At 41.0% G+C, this 23,222-nt stretch carries 22 protein-coding genes and 1 riboswitch; of the genes, 4 read left to right on the plus strand and 18 right to left on the minus strand.

Going from position 1 to position 23,222, the window contains the following annotated elements:
- Positions 1-34 precede the first annotated feature (34 nt).
- The 7 genes from J7I90_RS21665 to J7I90_RS21695 form a co-directional block, all read right to left on the minus strand.
- Entirely contained in the window at positions 35-397 is a 363-nt protein-coding gene (locus J7I90_RS21665; RefSeq protein WP_214773695.1) for a P-II family nitrogen regulator, read from the minus strand.
- 14 nt (positions 398-411) lie between these two features.
- Complete coding sequence (locus tag J7I90_RS21670; RefSeq protein ID WP_214773696.1) at positions 412-1,626, minus strand: ammonium transporter; 1,215 nt, start codon at positions 1,624-1,626, stop codon at positions 412-414.
- A gap of 305 nt (positions 1,627-1,931) precedes the next feature.
- Entirely contained in the window at positions 1,932-2,135 is a 204-nt protein-coding gene (locus J7I90_RS21675) for a YbdD/YjiX family protein (protein ID WP_214773697.1), read from the minus strand.
- A gap of 13 nt (positions 2,136-2,148) precedes the next feature.
- Positions 2,149-4,203, minus strand: coding sequence for a carbon starvation CstA family protein (locus J7I90_RS21680; protein ID WP_214773698.1), 2,055 nt, complete (start codon positions 4,201-4,203; stop codon positions 2,149-2,151).
- Positions 4,204-4,386: 183 nt separating this feature from the next.
- Positions 4,387-4,530, minus strand: coding sequence for a hypothetical protein (locus J7I90_RS21685; RefSeq protein ID WP_214773699.1), 144 nt, complete (start codon positions 4,528-4,530; stop codon positions 4,387-4,389).
- A gap of 49 nt (positions 4,531-4,579) precedes the next feature.
- Positions 4,580-6,370: an ABC transporter ATP-binding protein gene (locus J7I90_RS21690; protein WP_251025405.1), complete on the minus strand. Its 1,791-nt coding sequence runs from the start codon at positions 6,368-6,370 to the stop codon at positions 4,580-4,582.
- Positions 6,345-8,078 (minus strand): ABC transporter ATP-binding protein, encoded by a 1,734-nt coding sequence (locus J7I90_RS21695; RefSeq protein ID WP_214773701.1) that lies wholly within the window; start codon positions 8,076-8,078, stop codon positions 6,345-6,347. The genes J7I90_RS21690 and J7I90_RS21695 overlap by 26 nt, the downstream gene beginning before the upstream one ends.
- 448 nt (positions 8,079-8,526) lie before the next feature.
- Here J7I90_RS21695 and J7I90_RS21700 point away from each other — a divergent pair, with 448 nt between their 5' ends.
- Positions 8,527-9,087 carry a nitroreductase family protein gene (locus tag J7I90_RS21700; RefSeq protein ID WP_214773702.1) on the plus strand — a complete coding sequence of 187 codons (561 nt, stop codon included), beginning with the start codon at positions 8,527-8,529 and terminating at the stop codon, positions 9,085-9,087.
- 706 nt (positions 9,088-9,793) lie between these two features.
- Here the strand turns inward: J7I90_RS21700 and J7I90_RS21705 are convergent.
- Together J7I90_RS21705 and queF are read right to left on the minus strand one after the other, a co-directional pair.
- The gene (locus tag J7I90_RS21705; protein ID WP_214773703.1) at positions 9,794-11,140 is read right to left on the minus strand and encodes an aspartate kinase; all 1,347 of its coding nucleotides are present in this window, start codon (positions 11,138-11,140) and stop codon (positions 9,794-9,796) included.
- Positions 11,141-11,346: 206 nt separating this feature from the next.
- Positions 11,347-11,847: a preQ(1) synthase gene (gene queF / locus J7I90_RS21710; protein WP_034305880.1), complete on the minus strand. Its 501-nt coding sequence runs from the start codon at positions 11,845-11,847 to the stop codon at positions 11,347-11,349.
- Between the two features lie 104 nt (positions 11,848-11,951).
- Positions 11,952-11,997, minus strand: a riboswitch (PreQ1 riboswitch).
- Between the two features lie 130 nt (positions 11,998-12,127).
- On the opposite strand from queF, the gene J7I90_RS21715 reads away from it, so the two are divergent.
- Both J7I90_RS21715 and J7I90_RS27530 read left to right on the plus strand, forming a co-directional pair.
- Positions 12,128-12,985 (plus strand): DMT family transporter, encoded by an 858-nt coding sequence (locus J7I90_RS21715; protein WP_251025406.1) that lies wholly within the window; start codon positions 12,128-12,130, stop codon positions 12,983-12,985.
- Between the two features lie 125 nt (positions 12,986-13,110).
- Positions 13,111-13,368, plus strand: a complete 258-nt coding sequence (locus J7I90_RS27530; protein WP_251025407.1) for a BA3454 family stress response protein — start codon at positions 13,111-13,113, stop codon at positions 13,366-13,368.
- A gap of 351 nt (positions 13,369-13,719) precedes the next feature.
- Here the strand turns inward: J7I90_RS27530 and J7I90_RS21725 are convergent, their stop codons facing one another.
- The 8 genes from J7I90_RS21725 to J7I90_RS21760 all read right to left on the minus strand — a co-directional run bounded on the left by J7I90_RS21725 (position 13,720) and on the right by J7I90_RS21760 (position 22,238).
- Positions 13,720-14,169: a YfmQ family protein gene (locus J7I90_RS21725; protein WP_214773704.1), complete on the minus strand. Its 450-nt coding sequence runs from the start codon at positions 14,167-14,169 to the stop codon at positions 13,720-13,722.
- 300 nt (positions 14,170-14,469) lie between these two features.
- On the minus strand, positions 14,470-14,754 hold the full coding sequence (gene qoxD, locus J7I90_RS21730; protein ID WP_214773705.1) for a cytochrome aa3 quinol oxidase subunit IV: 285 nt from the start codon (positions 14,752-14,754) through the stop codon (positions 14,470-14,472).
- 1 nt (position 14,755) lies between these two features.
- On the minus strand, positions 14,756-15,352 hold the full coding sequence (qoxC, locus tag J7I90_RS21735) for a cytochrome aa3 quinol oxidase subunit III (protein WP_098184924.1): 597 nt from the start codon (positions 15,350-15,352) through the stop codon (positions 14,756-14,758).
- Positions 15,352-17,298, minus strand: a complete 1,947-nt coding sequence (qoxB, locus tag J7I90_RS21740; protein WP_214773706.1) for a cytochrome aa3 quinol oxidase subunit I — start codon at positions 17,296-17,298, stop codon at positions 15,352-15,354. The genes qoxC and qoxB overlap by 1 nt, the downstream gene beginning before the upstream one ends.
- A 98-nt stretch (positions 17,299-17,396) precedes the next feature.
- Positions 17,397-18,320, minus strand: a complete 924-nt coding sequence (gene qoxA, locus J7I90_RS21745; protein ID WP_214773707.1) for a cytochrome aa3 quinol oxidase subunit II — start codon at positions 18,318-18,320, stop codon at positions 17,397-17,399.
- A 1,115-nt stretch (positions 18,321-19,435) separates the two neighbouring features.
- Positions 19,436-19,750 (minus strand): hypothetical protein, encoded by a 315-nt coding sequence (locus J7I90_RS21750; protein WP_048684972.1) that lies wholly within the window; start codon positions 19,748-19,750, stop codon positions 19,436-19,438.
- 255 nt (positions 19,751-20,005) lie between these two features.
- Complete coding sequence (locus J7I90_RS21755; RefSeq protein ID WP_214773708.1) at positions 20,006-21,241, minus strand: S1C family serine protease; 1,236 nt, start codon at positions 21,239-21,241, stop codon at positions 20,006-20,008.
- Between the two features lie 190 nt (positions 21,242-21,431).
- Positions 21,432-22,238, minus strand: coding sequence for a hypothetical protein (locus J7I90_RS21760; protein ID WP_214773709.1), 807 nt, complete (start codon positions 22,236-22,238; stop codon positions 21,432-21,434).
- A gap of 61 nt (positions 22,239-22,299) precedes the next feature.
- On the opposite strand from J7I90_RS21760, the gene J7I90_RS21765 reads away from it, so the two are divergent.
- Complete coding sequence (locus tag J7I90_RS21765) at positions 22,300-22,656, plus strand: hydrolase (protein WP_214773710.1); 357 nt, start codon at positions 22,300-22,302, stop codon at positions 22,654-22,656.
- 111 nt (positions 22,657-22,767) lie between these two features.
- Here J7I90_RS21765 and J7I90_RS21770 read toward each other — a convergent pair whose 3' ends face one another.
- The gene (locus J7I90_RS21770) at positions 22,768-23,220 is read right to left on the minus strand and encodes a helix-turn-helix domain-containing protein (RefSeq protein WP_214773711.1); all 453 of its coding nucleotides are present in this window, start codon (positions 23,218-23,220) and stop codon (positions 22,768-22,770) included.
- Between the last annotated feature and the right edge of the window lie 2 nt (positions 23,221-23,222).

Here is a 23,222-nt window from a genome sequence, read left to right on the forward strand (position 1 = left end):
TCATCTTCTGTACCCAACTGAATCGATCATTGCATCAGATGTCATTCTTTAACGCATCATGACCTTCTTTACCGGTACGGATATTCACAACATTCGCCAATTGATATATGAAGATTTTACCGTCACCAGGTTTACCGGTACTCAAGAATTTCCTTGCTACATCCACAACATCCTGAACTGGCACTTCACACACGACGATTTCGATTTTCATTCGATCATGCAATGAAATTTCACGATTTCTCCCTCTATATGTTTCCACATAACTTTTCTGAAGACCCGTTCCTTTTACTTCCGATACTGTCATTCCGCTTACCCCTATTTTCGCAAGTTCCGCTTTGAATTGTTCAAATTGGATAGGACGGGTAATGATTTCTATTTTCGTTAAAATCTCGGACATATGCGCCCCCCCTTTTAGATTGATTCGTGATAAGCTTTTTCTCCATGAAGTGTAAGATCAAGCCCCATTGACTCATCCTCTTCACTGACACGCAACGGTACGAAAAGGTTAATGGCTTTAGCAACGATATAAGTGACCACGGCAACGAAGATATAGGTCGCAATGATCGCTACAAGCTGCTTCCACAACAAGTTGAAATCTCCATAGAATAAACCATTTGCCCCGCTTTCGTTTACGGAAGTTGTCGCGAACAAGCCTGTAGCGATGCCACCCCATGTCCCGCCGATACCATGTAATCCGAAAGCATCAAGCGCATCGTCGTAACCCAGTTTATTCTTCAGGAAGAATACACCCCAAAAACAAACGGCACCGCCGATGACACCGATGATGATTGATGATGCGGGCGTTACGAATCCGCAAGCGGGTGTAATGGCCACCAAGCCAGAAATGGCACCGGATACTGCACCCAGCAATGTTGCCTTTTTATTAGCCATATACTCGACGATCAACCATCCAATGATGCCAGCAGCTGCTGCAACAGCTGTATTAACGAATACATTCATCGCCACCTCATTGATTGTCAGTGCGCTTCCGACGTTGAAGCCGTACCAACCGAACCAAATTAATGATCCTCCAAGAAATGTTAAAGGAAGATTATGCGGTGCACTGTCCCCCGACTCTTTCCTTTTACCTAACATGATTGCTAATACCAAACCTGCAACCCCTGAAGATATATGAACAACGTTGCCACCAGCAAAGTCAAGTGTACCCAGTTCCGCTAACCAGCCTCCACCCCATACCCAGTGTGCAACGGGAGCATATACGAATAAAGACCATAGGATCGTAAAAATCAGGAATGCTGAAAACCTCATCCGCTCGGCAATGCCACCAGCAATGATCGAAACTGTTAAAACGGCAAAAGTCATTTGGAATAACATGAACAAACTATGGGGAATCGTTTCGCTGTAAGGCCCAGGTGCAAAGCCCACATCCTTTAAACCAACCCAGTCCAGCCCCCCCAGAAGTGAATTACCAGGTGAAAATGATAATGAATACCCAATGAGCACCCAAAGAATGGAAATGACAGCCAGAGGCATATAACTATGCATTGCCGTATTCAGGACATTTTTACTTTTTACCATCCCTCCATAAAATAGGGCAATCCCTGGAGTCATTAGCCAAACCATCATCGTCGCCAAAAACATGAATACCGAATCTGCCATTTGCATACTGTTTTTTCCCCCTTGTTTTTGTATATGTTATGTTTATTAACAATATTATGTTATATTTTTTATCATATACTCAATTTTCTAATTATTCAACTTATTTTTTTGTGTTTTTTCATAAAATTGTTAGGTAATATAACATCAATAAGAATAAAGGACCGGAAAATGTGATGTTTTTGGTTTTGAAATTGCTTTTCTACATTTTCACGACTCCATGTCTATTACATTTAACCCTCCGCTTAGGTCCCACTTCGGAAAAAACAATAAAAAAAGGGCCCTCCTATTGAGGACCCTTCAATAAATATTCATTAACAGCAACGGGACACTTTGCCACCCTTTGCGTTATACCGTTCATCCTGGGCTTCGCAGAAAAATTCTTTCCTGGTTTTCACAGGATCTTCAGGATGATGCATTCTCATATGTGCCACATACGTATCATAACTTGGCACGCCGACGAGCAAACTGACGAATTGCTTTCTGTAGCTTAGAATTGTAATTATTCTTTTTAACATTGCTTTCCCTCCCTTATGACGACCTTGATACATAAGGCGTTTCATGTAAATCTATTTTCTGGTTCTTCAAGACTTTTATCCATAGCCTAATGGCAGAAATCAAGACCGTGATCACCACGATCATGAAGATGGCACATAGGGCGGCATCCACATAATCATTGACGATAACCCGCTTCATCTCGGCTAGGTTGGCTGCCGGAGCAAGGACTTCCCCATTATCATAAGCCGCTTTAAATTTATCCTTATGTGCTAAAAAGCCAATTGCCGGGTTTTCGTGGAACAGCTTTTGCCACCCTGCCGTCATGGTCACTATCAACAAGAATGTAGTGGGCACAAGAGTGACCCATGTGTACGCTTTTTTGCCCATTTTGAAAAGAACCGTCGTTCCAAGCAGCAATGCAATGGCGGAAAGCATCTGATTCGCGATTCCAAATAATGGCCAAAGGGTATTGATTCCGCCAAGAGGATCAATGACCCCTTGATAAAGGAAGTACCCCCAACCGATTACACAAATGGCAGTCGCAATTATATTGGGCAGCCATTTATTCGTTTCGGCAAATGGTTTGTAAAAGGTGCCGATGACATCCTGTATCATAAAACGACCCACCCTGGTTCCTGCATCAATGGTGGTCAATATGAACAATGCCTCGAACAGGATCGCGAAATGATACCAGAATGCCATCAGGGACGCCCCTCCAATCACTTGCGAGAAGATATGGGCCATGCCGATTGCAAAGGTTGGAGCTCCTCCGGTACGGGATATAATGGTCTCTTCCCCAACATCGTCTGCAAGGCCGGTAATCATCTCAGGTGTCACAAGGAAACCCCAATCGGATATCGTAGCAGCCACTTGCGCTGGTTCCGTTCCCACAACGGCCCCCGGACTGTTAATGGCAAAATAGATACCTGGCGTCAATACACAGGCGGCAATCATCGCCATGATGGCTACGAAGGATTCAGTCAACATCGCCCCGTATCCGATTGGACGTGCATGCGATTCGCGTTCAATCATTTTAGGAGTTGTACCTGAGGAAACGAGTGCATGGAATCCCGATACCGCTCCACAAGCGATCGTAATGAATAGGAACGGGAATAAATTTCCGGAAAATACAGGTCCTGTTCCATCGATGAATTGAGTGACAGCTGGCATTTCAAGGCTCGGCATGACAATAAAGATACCAAGTGCAAGTCCGATGATCGTACCGATTTTCAAGAATGTACTTAAATAATCACGCGGTGCCAATAACATCCATACAGGCAAAACGGAGGCAACGAAACCATAGACAATCAACATGATGGCAATCGTTTCCCCGGTGAAAGTGAACATTGGCGCCAATGTTGCGCTCTCGGCTACAAAGCGGCCGAAATATAACGCGAGCATCAAAAGTATGATTCCGATAATCGACCCTTCACCAACCCGTCCCGGCCTTATATAACGCATGTAAATGCCCATCAGGACTGCAATCGGTATGGTCGAGGCAATCGTGAACATTCCCCACGGACTGCCCACCAGCGCTTTTACGACAACCAGGGCAAGTACCGCCAATAAAATGATCATGATACCGAGGATACCGATCATCGCTATCAAGCCTGTAATCGGTCCAATCTCCTCTTTGATCATCTCTCCCAAAGATTTGCCGTTACGGCGCATCGAACCGAAAAGAATGATGAAATCCTGTACGGCACCAGCCAAAACAACTCCGACTACAAGCCATAGCGTCCCTGGCAAATATCCCATCTGCGCTGCAAGGATGGGGCCTACGAGAGGTCCAGCTCCGGCAATTGCTGCAAAGTGGTGACCAAACAAAACCCATTTGTTTGTAGGTACATAATCTTTCCCATCATTATTCGCTTCCGATGGAGTCTGGCGATTGTCATCTAGCTCAAACACTTTCCGTGCAATGAATTTACTATAAAAGCGGTATGCAATTGAATAAACACAGAGTGCCGCAGTAACAATCCACATGGCATTGATGCTTTCCCCCCGGTTTAGCGCGACGAAACCAAAACTCACCGCACCCAATGCAGATATGATCCCCCAAAGAATAACAGACTTAAGCGCTTTCAATTTTTCCATCTCCTCTCTATCGATCTAGTGTATAACTATAAAAAACCTTCATTCATAAGGGGCCAGGGCTGTATTTCTCTCCGTGCCCATTAAATTTAAAGAATTTTATATATATTCTGAATTATATGTTACCATAAGGTTTTTTAGCAATAGCAATTTAGTCAATCTGTAAAGTATTTTCCATTATTTTGTCGATAATTCCCTCCTTTCCCATTTTGGTGGAATCAATGATTTCCATGCTTTATAAAAATCGTATTGTGTGAACGCGTTTTTAGAAGGTTCATCATTAAATGAACGGGATGCAATCCCCAAGTTTATGATGCTCATTATGGGACCAACACAAAAAAATGCGCGCCGGATGGCACACATTCTTTCTTTATCCTATCTGATTTCCCCTTAATGAGCTGCGATTTAGATCGTAATAAAAACCCCTCTGCCGCAACAATTCATCATGGGATCCTTTTTCAATGATCCTTCCTTCATCAAGTACGAGGATTTGATCACTTTGCTGAATTGTATTCAATCTGTGGGCAATGACAAAACTTGTCCTTCCCTCCATCAAGCGGTGTAATGCTTCCTGGATTTTAAGCTCGGTTATCGTATCTATGCTACTTGTCGCTTCATCCAAAATCAATAATACGGGATCCGCTAAAATAGCCCTGGCAATCGATAATAGCTGGCGCTGCCCCTGACTTATTCCACTGCCATCTTGATTCAAGATGGTATCGTATCGATCTGGCAGTTTCATGATAAAGGAATGGGCATTGGCAAGCTTGGCTGCATTCACCACTTCTTCATCTTCTGCCTCCAGCCGGCCGTAGCGGATATTTTCACGAATCGTACCTTGAAACAAGAAGGAATCCTGTAAAACGAAGCCCATATGCTTACGGAGACTGGACCTCGTCACCTGTTGGATATCCTGGCCGTCAATCAATATCCGGCCGCTGTTCGGCTCGTAAAAACGGGCAAGAAGATTAATGATCGTGGTCTTACCTGCCCCCGTGGGACCTACAAGCGCGACGGTCTCCCCCTTCTTTGCTTGGAAACTAACATCATATATCGTTTGCCCCTCATCATTATACGAAAAGGAAACACCCTCAAAGTCCACCTCACCGCGGACTTCACGAAGTTCAGAAGCCTGTTTCTCATCCACTTCTTCTTCTTTTTCATCAAGTATGGCGAAAACCCGTTCAGCACCGGCAACAGCTGAGAGGAGTGTATTGAATTGGTTAGCCAGGTCATTGAGCGGACGGGTGAATTGCCTTGAGTACTCGGTGAAGATGACAATGACCCCGATGGAAACAGTACCTATGCCACTCAGCGCCAAAAACCCGCCGACAGCGGCTATTACCGTGAAACTTAAGTTGTTCAGTAAATTCATCAGTTTTGGAATCAGCCCTGAGTATGATTGTGATAGGAATCCGGCTTTCTTTAAATTTTCACTCCGGATGATAAAATCACGGATCACTTTATCTTCCTGTGAAAAAGCCTTTACGATCCGTTGTCCGGAAATCGTTTCTTCTATAAACCCATTCAGTTCTCCAAGGTTCTTCTGCTGTGCTTTAAACAGCTTTCCCGTCCTGTTCGTTATCCACCTAAGACCGAAGAACATGAGAGGAACGATGAATAAGGTTAAAACAGTTAATAAAGGGCTCAAATACAGCATGACTCCGACCGTCCCGATAAGTGTCAGCACACTTGAAAAGATCTGGATGACGGAGCTATTCAAAGTGGAACTGACATTTTCAATATCATTCGTGACCCTACTCATCAACTCCCCGTGCTGACGCCGATCAAAAAAGGGAATGGACAACTGGTGAAGCTTTTTGAATAGTTGATTACGCATCGCATAAACCGTATCCTGTGCAATTCCGATCATCCAATAATTCTGAAGCCACATGGATAGGGAATAAAATATGTAGACTCCGAGAAGCCCTAAAAGAAGGCTGATCAGCCCCCCACTATCTCTTGTGACAATATAATCATCAATGGCCATCCCAACAAGAAAGGGGCCAAGCAATCCCAAAACCGAGCTTATCAGTACCATGAAAAGGACACATAATAGCAGGCTTTTATTCGTTGCCAAGTAGGGAATGATCCTTTTTACCGTATTCCAGGAGTTGACCGGTTTAGACTTTGCCTTATCGGGAGATATTCTTCGACTCAAGCGAAATCCCCTCCTCCCCAAACTGTGAGCGAACGATTTTTCGATAAAGATCGCTTGTTTGCATCAAATCCTGATGTTTCCCCAGCGCAAGGACTTGACCGCTTTCAAGCAACAAGATTTTGTCTGCCTCCATGGCTGTACTGATTTTTTGTGTAATGATGAGCGTTGTGCATGTATAGTCCTTTAAAGCGGCAAGCAATTTACTTTCCGTCTTCAAATCCAGCGCACTTGTACTATCATCCAGAAGGAGAATCTTCGGTTTGCGCACCAATGCTCTTGCAATCGATAAGCGCTGTTTTTGCCCTCCAGACAGATTCACTCCTTTTTGCCCTAACTGGGTTTCATATTGCTTCGGAAGTTTCATTACGGTCTCATGGACCTGGGCATGCATGGCCGCAGCCATGATTTCCTCCATCGAGGCACCCTCTTTTCCCCAAGCGACATTATTTTTTATGGTCCCCGAAAAAAGCAGGGCCTCTTGCGGTACATAGCCGATCCTGTTCCGTAGCGAATTCAAGGGAATATCTTTCAGGTCTTGGCCATCAATTTGAATGGAGCCGCTTTCAACTTCATATAATCTCGGAGATGTCTTCCCTGATCCTGTCGCTCCTATGATGGCAAGCGATTCTCCCGGATCGATGGAGAAGGTCAGGTTTTTCAATATCGGGGTTTCGGTTCCAGGATAGCGGAAAGATACATCCAGAAACTTAATGCCTCCCCCATTGACGGCCCCACTCTTGCTTTCCGCCTTACCTTCATCAATATCTATCGGGGTTTCAAATATTTCCGTCACACGTTCCGCTGATGCCTTTGCACGGGAAATGACCATGATCAGCCATGAAAAAACGGAAAGGGATGCCGCAATCCTCGTGGCATAGTTGACAATCGCCACAACTTCCCCTACCTGTATATCTCCCGTCGTTATAAATTCACTTCCAAGCCAGAGAATGATCAGAATCGCCACATTCATGACAAGCATCAGCACAGGCATCGTCGTTTCAATTAAACGAAGGGAAGACACAGTCTTTCTTTTCAACTCTTCATTCGCATCGTCAAATCGGCCGATTTCATGCTCCTTACGAAGAAAAGCTTTGATCAAGCGCATGCCTATCAGGTTTTCCCTCATGACACCATTGACATTATCGAGTTTTTTCTGGACGAGCTTAAACAGCTTAGCCGCCCGTTTCATAACCCACCCCAAGAAGAAAACAAGAACCGGAATTGAAATGACCAATACAAGGGATAATTTCAAATCGACCGAAATAGCCATTATCGCTCCGCCGATTACGATCAACGGCGCCCTTGCCATGATACGCAAGCCCATAAAAACCGTATTTTGAAGTTGGGTCACATCATTCGTCATCCTTGTAATCAACGAGGAAGTCGGGATATTATTCAAGTTCGCAAAAGAAAACGCCTGTATTTTACCAAAAAGGCTTGTCCTGACATCATGTCCAAAGCTTTGACTTACATGTGATGCCGTAAATGAATTAACGATCCCGCCAAGAAATGAAAAAACGGAAAGTCCAACCATGACACTTCCCCATTTAATCACCACCGATATATCTTTCTGCAAAATGCCATCATCAATGATTTTTGCTATAAATAGAGGTTGTAACAGCTCTACCCCGAGTTCCACAATCATTAAGGATAAAGCAAGAATGATCAAAAGCCAGTATGGCTTAAGAAATGAGGACAATTTTTTCATCTATGACACCTTCGATTCTCCGTATGTAAATAGCATCTTCTCATCCTCTCATTATACATTTTTATACAGATTTTTTAAAAGGTTTTAACTGTTTTAAAGCATTGGTAAATATCTTGAATTTTTTTTATAAATATCCTTGACAAATAACAGGAAATAAGCGAAAATTCTAATTGATAATGATTTTCAATTTCATTATCGATCTCTGAAATTTGATAAGCAAATACGATATTCTCTTATCGTACCCTTTTGATATTGTACATAGATACAATGTCGCCCCGGCTTCTCTGTGCCTAGTAAAATTATATGCTCATTAGCGAATGCAAGTCACTAGAATATTGCCCCCTCTTTATTCAAGTAATTTATTCACGTTGGAAGCATATTAGGCAGCCGGGGATTATTTTTTTTCAACTATTAAACTTACATATATGATTAAAGGAGCAGGATGATCATGAAACTAGAAAATATCATTAAAGAACGGCGCAGCATCAAACGATTTAAGGACATTCCTGTTCCTATTGATACCATCCAATCATTATTGGAAACTTCGACATGGGCACCGAACCATAAAATGACCCAGCCATGGCGCTTTGTCGTGGTGCATGGTGATAGCCGTTTAAAACTCGCAGAAGCAACACGTGCATTCATGGAAGGCAAAGAGAAGGACCCTGAAAAGAAAAAAGCAGCCGGACAGCGAGGATATAATAAACTCATAGGTGTACCGATGTTTGTCGCAGTGATCATGGAAGAGAATCCGAATCCCATGACACGCGAAGAAGATTATGCGGCTACAAGTGCCTTGATCCAGAATTTCAGCCTGCTTGCCTGGGAACAAGGAATCGGGATGATATGGGAAACATACGGCATGATACACAGCACGGAGTTTCGTGAAGCTTTGGGCGTGAAACCAGGCGAGAAGATCGTCGGCAGCCTTCACGTTGGCTATCCCGATATGATTCCTGCCCCGCGTCCAAGGACCGCGATCGATCGACTCCTGACCATTATGGACTAACATAAAAGGAAAGCCTCAAATCTTCCATTTGGAGGCAGACTGTAGACAAACTCGATGAAACCGGGTTTTCTACAGTTTTTTTATTGCTTTTTATTTCAACGTTGATTTCAGCTCCAGGCACTCGCTTTTCGCGGGCGGTCCGCCCTCGGCTTACGCCTGCGGTGCCTCCCTAGACGAGCTTTTCCCCCAGGAGTCTCCTGCCTCACACTCCACTCAACTTTGTTTTAACATATAGATAGAACTTATTCCCAACTTATTCCTACATTCTTTTTTTGTATTATATAGAAGTATTTAACTTGAAGTGATTAGGGTGCTTTCTAAACATGATTCTATTCAGCAAGACCAACTCGAAGTAATTACTTAAATCAATTGGTGCCAGTGAATCATTTGGCTCGTAAACTTGATGTGCCATTGACATCTCTTTCATTTATAATTTGGCGAGAGTTATGTATAAGGTTGGGCGCCCTTTTTATCCGTTTCAAGAGCGTCAACTCCGTCTCTGCTTTAGCCACTTGACATATTGGTTATTAAATTAAAACAGACGCTCTGAACCCCACAGCGCGTCTGCTTAGCTTGGAATGATTATCCCCACGGTCATTGCCACTACCTTAAAGAACCAGATGAAAAAAACCAGCGTATGTATAGTGATTAAAAGATTAATCACAAAAACCCCCCCTTCTATAAGGAGGGCCCTAAACGCTCATACTCAAAAGAACTCGTGATATAATGCCTGAATTGCCGTCTCTTCGTTGTGCCCTTTCACACCGAACATCATGCTTACCTCCGAAGAGCCCTGGTTGATCATCTCAATATTCACCTTTGCTTCGGCCAAGGCTTTTGACGCTCTTGCCGTTGTACCGACATTATGGCGCATTCCTTCCCCTACAACCATGATCAAGGCAAGATCATGCTCCACATTCACTTCATCGGCATGAAGCTCTTTCTTGATTCGGGAAATGATTTTCTTCTCGGCATCCCCTTTCATCTGGTCCTGCCTTAGAATAAGCGTCACATCATCGATGCCTGATGGAATATGCTCATATGAAACTCCATAATCCTCGAGGATGTGCAGCAGTTTCCGGCCAAAACCAACTTCCCGGTTCATCAAATATTTGCTAATGTAAATACTGCAAAATCCTTTATCACTTGCAATCCCAATAACCGGCCCGTTCGTATTATCCCGTGTATTCACAATGCGGGTCCCTTGTGCCGCCGGATTGTTCGTATTCTGGATATGGACAGGTATTCCCGCGCGGAATGCAGGAATCAGCGCCTCATCATGAAATACCGAGAATCCTGCATAAGAAAGCTCACGCATCTCACGATAGGTTAGTTCCCGGATTCCCTTCGGGTTGGAAACCACATTTGGATTCACCGCATAAACGGCATCCACGTCCGTAAAGTTCTCATATAAATCAGCTTTGACCCCATTCGCAAGAATCGAACCTGTAATATCGGAACCGCTTCTTGAGAAGGTTAACACGTCACCATCTAATGTATATCCGAAGAATCCTGGGAATACAACGATTCCTGGCTCATCACGCAGAGCATATAACCGATCATAAGACTCTGGCAGCACCCTGGTAAATCCGCCTTCATCCGTTACGATCAAGCCTGCCTTCTTCGGATTGATATACTGTGCCTCCACTCCAAGGCTTTGGAAATAACCTGCGACCAACTTCGCATTATTATCCTCGCCACCGGCCTTCAAGGCATCCAGATAGCGCTTCGGGTCAGTTTGGTCTGCATGCAGCAGTGCCATTAAATTTTCATGAATCCCTGTGATGACACTCCCGGATATATCCAACTCTTCAGCAATGCTCGCATAGCGGGATACAACATCTTCTATCAAATGCTCTCCGTTATCCCCGCGCAACTGCTGTTCCGCGGCTTCAATCAATAAATCCGTCACCTTTATATCATCGGAATTGCGTTTTCCCGGAGCGGAAACGACCACAATCTTCCTCTCTGGATCAGAAACAACAATTTCGAATACCTTCCTCAACTGTTCACCTGACGCAAGTGAACTTCCACCAAACTTTGCAACTTTCATCTCGACATCCCCTATTTTCGTAAATATTCTGTCAAAATTAACTCTCCCTATTATTACGCTTTTTCTCGAAACAATCAAGTGGGAATTCCATTATAGGAGGACATTTGTACTTTTAAAAAGGACAGAACGACAGAACCATCGATCGAAATTAGCTAAAAACTAAAAAAAAGACAACGGGCATATGCCCATTGTCTTTTTTTTAGTTTTTAGCGATTATCCACGGTTTCTGGGTATAAGTCATGGTTCATCAAGCGGTAATTCGCCATTTCCTCATACTTCGTACCTGGTTTCCCATAATTCGTGTAAGGGTCGATGGAAATTCCGCCCCTAGGTGTAAACTTGCCCCAGACTTCAATATATTTAGGGTCCATCAATTCGATTAAATCATTCATGATGATGTTCATGCAGTCTTCATGGAAATCACCATGATTGCGGAAGCTGAATAAATAAAGTTTCAAAGACTTGCTTTCCACCATTTTCACACTGGGAATATAGCTGATATAAATGGTAGCAAAATCCGGCTGGCCCGTGATCGGACATAGACTAGTGAATTCCGGGCAATTGAATTTGACGAAATAATCCCGGTTCGGATGCTTGTTATCGAATGACTCAAGGATTTCAGGAGCATAGTCGAATGTATATTTTGTTCCTTGATTTCCAAGCAGTGTGATATCTTTTTTTAATTCTTCTTCTTTTCTTCCAGACATGAAAAGTCCTCCTAATCCCACATATCAGGGAGATTCATAAAATGGGCCTCTATATAACAAAAACCATATCTCCTCAAAGATATGGTTGATTCGCGAAAAATATCAAAGCCATAGTTTTTTTAAGAGGGTGATGCTATGAACCTCTCCCGTTTATCGGAAAATATTTTAAAATTGTCATAGTAAATATAGTAAAAAATATCTAATCTGTCAATCATACATTTTAAATTTGGTTTGATTCTTAAGGGCATTCAGCTTAAAATGTAGAAGAAGTTTATCCTACATGAAGGAAGAGATTAAGTCAATGTGGATTTTTGCAGCCCTCATCACGAGTTTATGTTTCGGAATCAATAACAGCATTTTTAAATGGAGCAGCGGAAAAGGGTATTCCAAGATACATATCCAATTTTTCTTTTATTTTTCAGCTTTTATTTTGTCCATCGTTTATGGTGTATTTATGGATGGTTTGCAGCTGAACTGGCTGTCCATCATGCTTGGTGCAGCAATTGGTGTACTGAACGCCAATGGTAACATCCAGATGGCAAGCGCCTTTGAAAAAGGTCCGGCAAGCTTGACATCTCCATTAATCGCAGCGAATGCCATATTCCCCATTCTCTGTGCAGCTTTAATTTTTCACGAACATATTTCTTCCTTGCAGTGGAGTGGAATCGCCTGCATGTTTATCGCTACATTAGTCATCCAATATACCCCTAATGCAAAAGGTAATCATCAATATTTCCCATGGATGATGCACACATTACTCTCCATCTTATCTTTTGGTGTGCTCGGCATTCTTATGACGACATCAACACGTCTTCATTTAAACTCCCTTGATATCCTTGTATCAATGTATGGAGGCGGAATGCTTTATCTTCTTTCGGCTCTAGCCTTTAAAAAAGAAAAAATCAAGCTAAAGGAAGTCAAAATCGGTTCCTTAGTAGGCTTTTTAAGCATGATAGGCTATGGATGTTATTTCTTTGCCTTGAACACCGGCATCGCAAGCATCATTTTCCCTGTCGTCAGCCTGAACTGTTTGGTTGTCGTATTCGCTGGATGTTATATATTCAAGGAAAAACTAAAAACCTATCAAATTGCCGGTGTTCTTGCAGCATTAATCGGTATTATTTTAACTAAAATATGAATATAGTTCGTTTAATAAAAATAACCTGGCTGTCATGTATGCTAGCCAGGTCGTTTTTTATTAAACCGGAAAATGGAGTAGGTCAAAAAAAAGTGTTGACACCTCCTTAAAAATATCAGATAATTTTGAATATTAACTTTCTCAATTTTACTGCTTTTGAAATGTTTGATTATCCTTCTGCCACGGGTATAAAAGAAATAGGTACAACCACCTCATTTAATTCTGAATCAGGAAAGGAAAGATGCATAATGGTAAAAGTTACAGTAACAGTTGATTTCCAAGGAAAATCTTATCAAACTAATGTCCTTACTAAACCGGGTACTGATCATGAAGTAATTTTACAACAAGCCCTTCATCAAGTTGAAAAACAATGGAAAGCATAAAAAAGCAGGCATCGCAATAGATACCTGCTTTTTTATTACCATAAATACTATCCAAAATACTTTCCATATGCACGATTAACGACCCTCTTGCAGCAATTCCCTCCTACTTTAAAACACTTTTTAATTGTTTTTTCAAAAGACACTACAATCAAGATGTCAATTTGTGTACTAGAATTTTTTTAAATATAAAAGTACATTAAAAACCTGTCTCAGTTTGTAGACAAAAGGTTCTATAATAAAGTTAATTGGAACGGAGGGTACGAGAACCCTGCGGGAAAAGCGAGTGCCTGGAGTGAAAATTAACGGTTGTCAAAAGTCTTAGACGGTCCCTTAAGAGACCGTCTTTTTCTATTAAACTAAACTTCTTATTAATGGCATGGAACGTTCTTGGAGGCTATCGGAAAACAGACTATAAGAAATGAGCTTCTTCTTGTACTGTTTAACTACATCCACGCGGTCGCTGTAAATATATACAAATAACCTAACATCCTTTTTGCCTCTTTTAGTATCAATGACCAATGGAGTACAGCTGTTCTCTGGATGTAAAAACAAATGCTCGTTTCCTGGGAATATATGATTTTTCTTCAAAAACCTAGCGTTATTAAAATAATTAATAACTTGAATTTTTTCTTCACCTTCCAAACGTTTTCCGTCAAAGGTTACGATCGCATTCCCGCCACTAATTTCTGCGTGTATTTTAAATTTGCTGATAATCCAATTAACTGCATCGGTTGGAAGACAGGAAACCAATATTTTTAACAAACTTAAGATAATTGTCAAAATCAAAACCGGCAAAGTCAATTCATCATCTCCGCTACATTTATAAATTAATTCTTACATAACTTATTATACCAAAAGGGGCTGACCGTTTTTCTTAGTAGATGTGTCCGTTCTATTAACGTTTCACTTTAGTAAACATTGCACTTAAACGCACGGGCGCGCTTCAAAAAAGAGTAAATATAATGTTGCGAAATGGTTATACTAAACAATATGGTTTCGGCCACATCCTTGTTAACAAACTTCCATGAATGAAATGGATAGACCGGTTTAAAAATCAAAAAAACTGGGCGTCATCAAGACACCCAGTTTTTCCGGAATCGATTATTGATATCCCCAAATCATTGTTAGCATTGTACCGAAAATTGTAACCAATGCAACGAACAATCCGTAATAAACGTTTGTATAAATCGATGCTTTATCTTCAGACTCTCCTGCATGCATGAACATAACAAATTGAAGTGCTGCTTGCATGAAAGCTGTAACAAGTAAGATGATCACACCCATTTTCAGTGAGAGATCAAACATAATAACTGATAGTGCGACCAAAGTCAGGACTAGCGAAAAAGCAAATCCCATAACTTGGCCCCGTGGGAATAATTCTTTCATATTACATCATTCCTTTCAGGTAGACGAAACTGAAGATGAAAATCCAGACAACGTCCAAGAAATGCCAGTAAAGTGAAAAGATGAAAGCCTTGTTTGTTGTCTGTGGAGTCATACCGCGTTTTTTAATCTGCATGATGATGAAGGTTCCCCAGAATAAACCAAGTGTAACGTGAGCTCCATGCGTACCTAGTAGTGTGAACAAACTAGATAAGAAAGCACTTGTTTGAATCGTTGCTCCTTCATGTACATACTCCACGAATTCATAAATTTCGACTCCTAAAAAGCCTAAACCAAGAATAAGGGTGATAATGAAGAAACCAATCGTCGCTTTCTGCCTGCCAAGTCTCATCGCATTGATTCCAAGACCTATGGTAAAACTACTGGTTAAAAGAAAGATTGTTTGAAACATCAGGGTTGGGACTTTAAAAAGATGTTCCCCTGTTGGACCATTTCCAGTACCACCAACCAATACAAAATAAGTGGCGAACAGTGTAGCGAAAAGAGCTATTTCTGCTCCTAGGAAAATCCAGAACCCAAAAATCTTTAAGCGATTTTCTTCCGTGCTATATTCAAGTGGCAGCGAGTTATCTATTTTCATTACTTAGCACCTCGCAATTTATTTTCAGTTTCTTCGATCTCTTCAACTGAGATATAACGTCCGTGATCTTTTTCGAATGAACGGTGAATCATACAAGCAAAGATACCGATCGTTGCAATGATCGCAATGATCCACATGCTGAATACCAATGCAAAGCCCCAAACGAAGAAGATACAGCTCATGATAAACGGCACGCCACTGTTATTTGGCATATGAATCTTTTCTACTTTACCGCCAAATAATTTAAAGCCTTTTTTCTTTGCATCCCAGAATGCTTCTGTAGAAGCAACTGTTGGCACAACTGCAAAGTTATATTCAGGGATTGGTGTATGTGTAGCCCACTCTAGAGAACGTGCATCCCATGGATCGTTTGAGATATTTCTTGATGCATAACGAGTACTCCAATAGATATTGTACACAATAAGTGCAAAACCTATTGCTAAACCAATCGCTCCAACGAAAGAGAGCATATTCAATGGACCATATCCTGTTGATTCAGAGTACGTATACATACGACGTGCCTGCCCATCTAAACCAGTGATGAACATCGGGAAGAAGGTTACATTAAAGCCGACTATAATGAACCAGAACGACCATTTCCCAATTTTTTCGCTCAACATGAAACCGAACATTTTTGGCCACCAGTACGTGAAACCGGCAAGTACGGCAAATACAGTACCAGGGATTAAAACGTAGTGGAAGTGAGCTACTAAGAACATTGTATTATGGTATTGGTAGTCAGCACTTGCCATGGCAAGCATTACCCCTGTTACCCCACCGAGCGTGAAAATCGGAATGAAAGCTAAAGAGTATAGCATTGGAACGGTAAATACGATTTTACCTTTCCAAAGTGTGAACAACCAGTTGAAAATCTTAACACCAGTCGGGACGGCAATTGCCATCGTGGTAATCGAGAAGATACCATTAACCATTGCGCCGTGACCCATTGTATAGAAATGGTGAGCCCATACAATGAAAGATAGAGTAGAAATAGCTACCATGGAGATAACCATCGAATTATACCCGTACAGGTTACGACGTGCAAATGTCGAAATGATTTCACTGTAAATACCGAAAGCTGGAAGAATTACTATATAAACTTCAGGATGTCCCCAAACCCAGAACAAGTTCGCCCAAAGCATATCGCTACCGCCATTGGCCATCGTAAAGAATTGAGTTCCGAATAGACGATCCATTGTCATCAACGCAAGTGCCACTGTCAATACAGGGAACGCGAAAACGATAATGAAGTTTGTAATCAAGATAGACCATGTGAACATTGGCATTTTCATTAAGTTCAGGCCAGGTGCTCTCATTTTCAAGATGGTTACGATAAAGTTGATACCAGTCATTAATGTACCAATACCTGCGATTTGAAGTGAAATCGCGTAATAGTTCGAACCGACTGATTCACTGAAATCGTTACTTGCCAGCGGGAAGTAAGATGTCCAGCCTGCATCAGGAGAACCACCGACTACGAAAGAGATGTTAAATAGCATTGCCCCCATGAAGAATAACCAGAAGCTTACTGCGTTCAGGCGTGGGAATGCTACGTCACGCGCTCCAATTTGTAATGGTGTAACAATGTTCATTAACCCAATGATAAATGGCATAGCCATGAAGAGGATCATGACGACCCCGTGTGTTGTAAATACCTCATTATAATGCTGTCCATCCAAAAGACCGTTATCTGGAATAGCCGTTTGAGCACGCATCATAAGAGCATCGACGCCACCGCGGAAAAGCATAAGCAGTGCTGCCAAGATGTACATGATACCAATACGTTTATGGTCAACCGTTGTTAACCACTCACGCCATAAGTAACCCCATTTTTTAAAATAGGTAATTCCGACAACAACCGCAATCATGGTTAAACCAATGGCAACCATGGATGCATATATCGCAGGACTTGGATGAGGTACGGCAAATCGATCAAAGTAATCCATACTTTTGTGACTCCTTTCAGGAAAATATTCCTTATCTTGTAAACCTAGTTGTTTTCTTATCTTGTAAACCTAGTTGTTTTATTGAACGAAATTAATTCTTAGTGATTCATGTTGCTGTGTTCTGAATGATCCTCGTGTGAATCCTTGGAATCATGTTCTTCAGTATCAGAAGATCCGTGGTCATGACCAGCATTTTCCCCTTCAGGAGCTGGTGAAAACTCTAAGTGAGTTCCAGTGTATGTGGATTGTCCCACATGACCAGGTTTTAATAATTCATTGAATTTTTCCTCAGTAATCGGTTTAGCAGTAGCTTTAATTTCATCTACCCACTTATCGTAATCTTTTGCTGACATTGCATTAACGTTAAACGTTTGCTGAGCAAAACCTGAACCACTGAAGTTTGAATTTCGACCCATATACTCACCTGGTACATCAGCTGCTAAGTGCAACGTATTAACCATGTCCGACATCGCGTATTTTTGTCCTCCAAGTTGCGGAATCCAGAAACTTGAAATTGGACCGAATGAGTAAAGTTTAAATTCGATTGGTCGGTTAGTCGGTATAAACAGATAGTTGACCGTTTCGATATCTTCTTCCGGATAACTAAAATGCCACTTCCAGTTGGAAGATGAAGCGTAAATAACTAAAGGTTCTTGATCTCCGTATCCTTTAGGTGTTGCCTCAACTTCATTTGTTGTTTTAACAGTAACAACGGATAGGAAAGCGACGATTATAATTGGGATCGCAACCCAAATTATTTCAAGAACCTTACTTCCTTCAATATGAGGCGGTTCATAATCATCACGTTGTTTGGAAGCACGATATTTCATTATCATGAAGATATACAGTACCATAACGACAAGGACGACAAAGGCCATTGTCCATATCGAAATCATAATAACATCTGCTTGTGTTGCAGCTACTGGCCCTTTAGGGTCCAAGACCATTAATGGGTTATCGCAACCGGTTAGCACAGTGGCAATAGTAAAAAGTATAGTTAATAGAGCCCATTTTATTTTCATAGTACTACCCCTTTCTTACATAATAAAATTCCAATTGGTAATTATTCGGACAAAGTGTTACCATGTTCACAAACCCCGACATACCAATATTAATCCCAAGTCTAAAAAAAGACAATACAAAGTGACATCTGTCACATAAAGTTCATTAAAGAGCAGTAAGAAGATGGTAAATGAACTGAAATGTTCGAAAAACTTCAGCAAATGAAATATAATAATTGTTTAACAACATACCTATGGAAATTCACTTATCAGTACAGGATTTCATATATTACTGATCAACTATCCGTTTATTACTACTCTAATATAATGAAATGAAAATTCCTCATTATACTCTCCGTGTATATTGCCTTAACCCCACTCAAGAATATGAATGAAATTACCTATCCTGTCAAGTAGGTATTTATCGTTGGAGAACATGATTTAAAACGGATTTTTTATACCCGGCCATGGAAGTTGGTAAATGATAGCCGCATTGGATACGATGTTGAATCCTTGCCTCAAATCTCTTTGGATCCAACACTGGTCAATATTATATATATATAAGGAAACAACGAGTGTGTAATTGGGCTCTTTCCCCTCGCAATACTTATTGCTTTGTCAGTATTCCTAAACAGCCGTTTAGAGTAGTCAATGGGTGAAATAATTCAGGGGTCGGTCACTTGTTGCAGGGTCATGTTATCATTCAGCAGGACAGGACTTAACCATTACAGGAAGAGGACAGTTAGTGGTTCATTCAACTCCGCCTTTAGAACCCACGACTTCCGTATTGCATCTTAAAGTAAAAGTACAAAAAAAAAACACAAAAAAAGGACTTTGGGAAAAATGTCCTTTTCTCGTGGATATAGTTAAAAATGTAATGTTAGAACTTCCTGCGTTCGGGCAGTTCAGTTTGGATATCCAAGCACATCGTATGTATTCCGTTTATGAAAGGGTTCTTTATTTTTGATACTTAACGAGTGCCGTGTATTGTATTAAAATTTAATCGTTACAAATGGTATGAAAGCGCATTCGATAGTTAAAGTCAAATTGGCTCCCTGATAAATGAATCAGCTAGTTTTGTTCAAGCATGTTAGTGAATCTGATGATAGCCAGTTCATTACGTTATATTCCTGGTTTTAGTTACTGAATTCCGTACTTCTTTTTGTATGAGTTTTAGCCTTTGATTTCATTTTGATGATTTTAGTCGTTTCGGGTTCAATTCTTTCACCTTTATGTGTATTCATTACCATTTCTTCTGTCAGGACAAAAAATATACCAACTAGAAAAATGGCAGCTGCGCTTAATGTGATGGCGATTCCAACAACGGTAAATATATAATCCTTATTGTAATCGCTTACAAAAAAGCTTAAAGCAAAAATAATAAATCCGATTACACACCCTGTGCCCGATACCCATTTCACTGCATCTAACATCTTCTGATTAGCTTCCATAATTTCATCCCCTTTCTTTCTATTTTATGACATTTCACAAATTTGTCAAATCTTTTCTATTTTTTAACATATTAACGATGAATACTTTGACAAATAGAAGCCACTACCATTCACTTTTAGGTATTCAAGACTATATAAAAGAATTGTAAAACAGTGCAAATACACTATCTATTTTTCCGATATTAACCTTTTGTATACTATTAAAAACTTCTAAATAAAAGGCCCCTGATGAATGATCAGGGGCCTTACCTCTTTCTATGGTTTTTGCAAGGTTATCGTTACCGTTTTCTCTTCAGTGCCTCGGTATACTTTAATTTTTACTTTATCGCCGATTTTCTTATCTGTATATAAGTATTTCCTTAATGCTGCGGAAGTACTTATTTTCGTTCCATCAATCTCAACAATGATATCCTGTTGCTTAAGCCCTCCATTCACCGCAGCCGACCCCGCTTCAATACTCGTCACCATTACACCGGACTTTACGGCTTCAGGAACATTTTGAATGTAATATTGCGGCAGTTCTTCCATACTGGCCAAGCTGACTCCTAAATATGGACGTGTGATTTTTCCATTTTCAATCAGTTCCGTAACAATCGGAATCACATCATTACTTGGTATGGCAAACCCTAAGCCTTCCACACCGTTTTCGGAAATCTTCAGACTGTTTATGCCGATCACTTCCCCAGCGGTGTTGATCAATGCACCGCCACTATTGCCAGGGTTGATCGCTGCATCGGTTTGAAGGACATCAAGTGCCCACTCCCCGTCCGAGGTATCGACTGAAATGGTGCGTCCGTTGGCACTGACGATTCCTTGTGTAACCGATCTTGAAAAATCAAGTCCAAGTGGGTTGCCAATTGCCAATACTTCTTCACCTGGACGCATGCTATCAGAATTCCCGAATTTAATTCCCTCTGGTGCTTTCGAGGCATCAATTGTCAAAACTGCTAAATCCGTCAAAGCGTCTGCCCCGACAACAGCTGCCGTTGCCTTTTGTCCGTCATACAATGAAATTTCGACTTCCTTAGCTCCTTCAATAACATGATTGTTCGTGATGATATAGGCTTTCCCATTAGCTTTTTTATAAATGACCCCAGAGCCAGTTCCGCTTTCAACCGTTTCGCTCTCCGTGCTTTGCCGCTGGTACGGGTTCTGGCTTTGCATCTCCTGTAAATTCACGACCCCTACAATCGATTTGGATGCTGATTCGACCATCTCTGCCCTATCATTTGAATCCGTACTTGTCGATAACTTTTCCGCCGTGACATTTTTATCCTTTTCAACACTGTCCGTTTGCTGTACACCTGCCGTTTCGGTTGACTCATTCACTGAACTTTTCCCTTGATCTATAAAGTCTCCGCCAAATAGAAATACAGATGATGTAACCATAGAAGCAACCGTTCCGGAAACAAGGCTAGTTATCCAGAGAGACTTACCCTTTTTCCGCTCTGCCTTGATTCTGACTTGCTCCTCACCATTATAATTCTCCATCTTTATCCCTCCTATGATTGTCCTTTACTTGCCACAATCATAAACAGGAATTATTAAAAAATCCTTAAGAAAATAAAGAATTCGGCTATCCTATACCAAAAATCATAAAATTTTATCGAATTCTGTATGTTGCCGCACAACAAAATAAAAAGGCCACACAGGGGCCTCCCATTCGACCATTCAGTTATCCTTACATGACTTCATAAACTTCTTTGGTCTCCTTATTCACGCCATACCAGCCCCAAGTGGTTTTGTGTCCGCTTTTCTGACTAGGTTCATCTACCTCGAAAACATGAAAAATATAATCTCCCTTTTCGGCATCATGATCATATTCGATTTGCAATTGCGAAAAGTTTTTCATATCGACGTAATCCCTCACAAGCTTCTCCGCCTGAGATTTACTTAATGCACGATCCGAATCCTTGCTTCCCTCTTTGCCTTTTGTATCCGTTGCCGCCTCATCTTCTGCTTTGGATCCTTCCTCGGTTGTTTCCTCCGTGGATTTCACATCATCATTTCCCACTACTGCTTCTATCGTGGCGGAGTCCGATACCGGGTGCATTTCCGCCGCCTTTGAAACCATTTGTTTACCTTCCCGGTATTTTGCTTTATATGCGGTTGCTTCTTCAAAATCTTTTTTGGCCGATTCAAAATCCTGTTCGTCGTATTTCTTCATTCCACTCGCCAGCAAACCTGAAAGATCCATTAACTCCCTTGATTTAAGTGTTTTTGCTTCTTTATAAGCTAATTCAAATGCCTCGTGGGCTTCTAAATAATTTTCCTCATTCAACTGACTTTTCCCTAAATCCATATTGGAATCATAATTCCTTGTTACGCAGCCTGAAGCAATCAACACAAAAAAAACAACCATGATTGACCTCTTCAATATCACCACTCCATTTACCATATTATTCTGTAAATCCATCTTAAACCATTTGATAAGGAGTCCGATACCTTTATTTCCTATCTTTTTCATTAAGGAATTGTTTACTTTCATGATTAACTTTTTACAAATAGTGGTACAGAATAGATAAATGCCGGAAAGGGTGATGAGCAGAATGATACAGGAAAAACAGACCTACCATGTCGATTTGGTCAGCGGTGACGTACTCGGACAAAAACTTGAAGAAAATCCGAGCTTCACGGTGCACGCAACTGATGAGGAACTTGCAGATTTGAAACAATGCTTGGAGGAACACCGAAAAGATGACCTGGAGGCATATGCCCGATCACATGTGCCCTACCTTCTCTATCATCATGACCGGGCAAATGATAAATACGATGCAGCCATGAAAAGGCTTTATGCCCTCATTTATAAATTAGGGGATGAAACGGCACGAAATCATATTGAAGAAATTGGCATATTGAAAGATAACAAATTCGAAGGAAATGAAGAAGTGCAAAAGTTCAAATAATAAAAAGGATCAGAACCTGAAATTCAAAGGTTCTGTTTCTTTTATGATCAATTTTACCAAAAGGTTTTCATTCCCTTGGGAATCACTATGCATTTTTAGAAGAGAGTATTTTTAATCTATATATTTATCCTTCAAATAATCCGAACCGATGCCGCCAATAACCATCAAAGCAAATGGTAAAAAATTCGATACAACTGGCATGCTTTTTAAAATGGTAATATCGGTGCCAGCAAATTTGTTAAGACCAAAAATAATCAATTTAGACACTAATAAAAATGCTCCTATTACTAACACGATATCAAAAAACATTTTCCTTTTTGGAAATGCTAACTGCTTACTTTCCCGTATTATTTTTTCTTTCAATTCCTCGTCACTCCTTAATAATTCATCTACCGTAATCTGAAATAAATCACTCAGATTAATGAGTACCTCAATACTTGGATAATTTTTTCCCGTTTCCCATTTGGATACAGATTGGCGACTCACATGAATCTTCTCTGCAAGATCATTTTGTGACCAATTTCTTTTTTCCCGTTCTTTTTTTAATCGTTCGCTAAAAATCATAA

The organism is Bacillus sp. ISL-57 (assembly GCF_018613135.1).
Classification (GTDB): domain Bacteria; phylum Bacillota; class Bacilli; order Bacillales; family DSM-1321; genus Peribacillus; species Peribacillus frigoritolerans.

Bases quoted from the DNA above. Each gene is read 5' to 3' on its own strand.
- J7I90_RS21665 (WP_214773695.1), bottom strand. From the start codon at position 397: ATGTCCGAGATTTTAACGAAAATAGAAATCATTACCCGTCCTATCCAA.
- J7I90_RS21670 (WP_214773696.1), bottom strand. From the start codon at position 1,626: ATGCAAATGGCAGATTCGGTATTCATGTTTTTGGCGACGATGATGGTT.
- J7I90_RS21675 (WP_214773697.1), bottom strand. From the start codon at position 2,135: ATGTTAAAAAGAATAATTACAATTCTAAGCTACAGAAAGCAATTCGTC.
- J7I90_RS21685 (WP_214773699.1), bottom strand. From the start codon at position 4,530: ATGAGCATCATAAACTTGGGGATTGCATCCCGTTCATTTAATGATGAA.
- J7I90_RS21695 (WP_214773701.1), bottom strand. From the start codon at position 8,078: ATGAAAAAATTGTCCTCATTTCTTAAGCCATACTGGCTTTTGATCATT.
- J7I90_RS21700 (WP_214773702.1), top strand. From the start codon at position 8,527: ATGAAACTAGAAAATATCATTAAAGAACGGCGCAGCATCAAACGATTT.
- J7I90_RS21705 (WP_214773703.1), bottom strand. From the start codon at position 11,140: ATGAAAGTTGCAAAGTTTGGTGGAAGTTCACTTGCGTCAGGTGAACAG.
- queF (WP_034305880.1), bottom strand. From the start codon at position 11,847: ATGTCTGGAAGAAAAGAAGAAGAATTAAAAAAAGATATCACACTGCTT.
- J7I90_RS21715 (WP_251025406.1), top strand. From the start codon at position 12,128: ATGAAGGAAGAGATTAAGTCAATGTGGATTTTTGCAGCCCTCATCACG.
- qoxD (WP_214773705.1), bottom strand. From the start codon at position 14,754: ATGAAAGAATTATTCCCACGGGGCCAAGTTATGGGATTTGCTTTTTCG.
- qoxC (WP_098184924.1), bottom strand. From the start codon at position 15,352: ATGAAAATAGATAACTCGCTGCCACTTGAATATAGCACGGAAGAAAAT.
- qoxB (WP_214773706.1), bottom strand. From the start codon at position 17,298: ATGGATTACTTTGATCGATTTGCCGTACCTCATCCAAGTCCTGCGATA.
- qoxA (WP_214773707.1), bottom strand. From the start codon at position 18,320: ATGAAAATAAAATGGGCTCTATTAACTATACTTTTTACTATTGCCACT.
- J7I90_RS21750 (WP_048684972.1), bottom strand. From the start codon at position 19,750: ATGGAAGCTAATCAGAAGATGTTAGATGCAGTGAAATGGGTATCGGGC.
- J7I90_RS21755 (WP_214773708.1), bottom strand. From the start codon at position 21,241: ATGGAGAATTATAATGGTGAGGAGCAAGTCAGAATCAAGGCAGAGCGG.
- J7I90_RS21760 (WP_214773709.1), bottom strand. From the start codon at position 22,238: ATGAAAGTAAACAATTCCTTAATGAAAAAGATAGGAAATAAAGGTATC.
- J7I90_RS21765 (WP_214773710.1), top strand. From the start codon at position 22,300: ATGATACAGGAAAAACAGACCTACCATGTCGATTTGGTCAGCGGTGAC.
- J7I90_RS21770 (WP_214773711.1), bottom strand. From the start codon at position 23,220: ATGATTTTTAGCGAACGATTAAAAAAAGAACGGGAAAAAAGAAATTGG.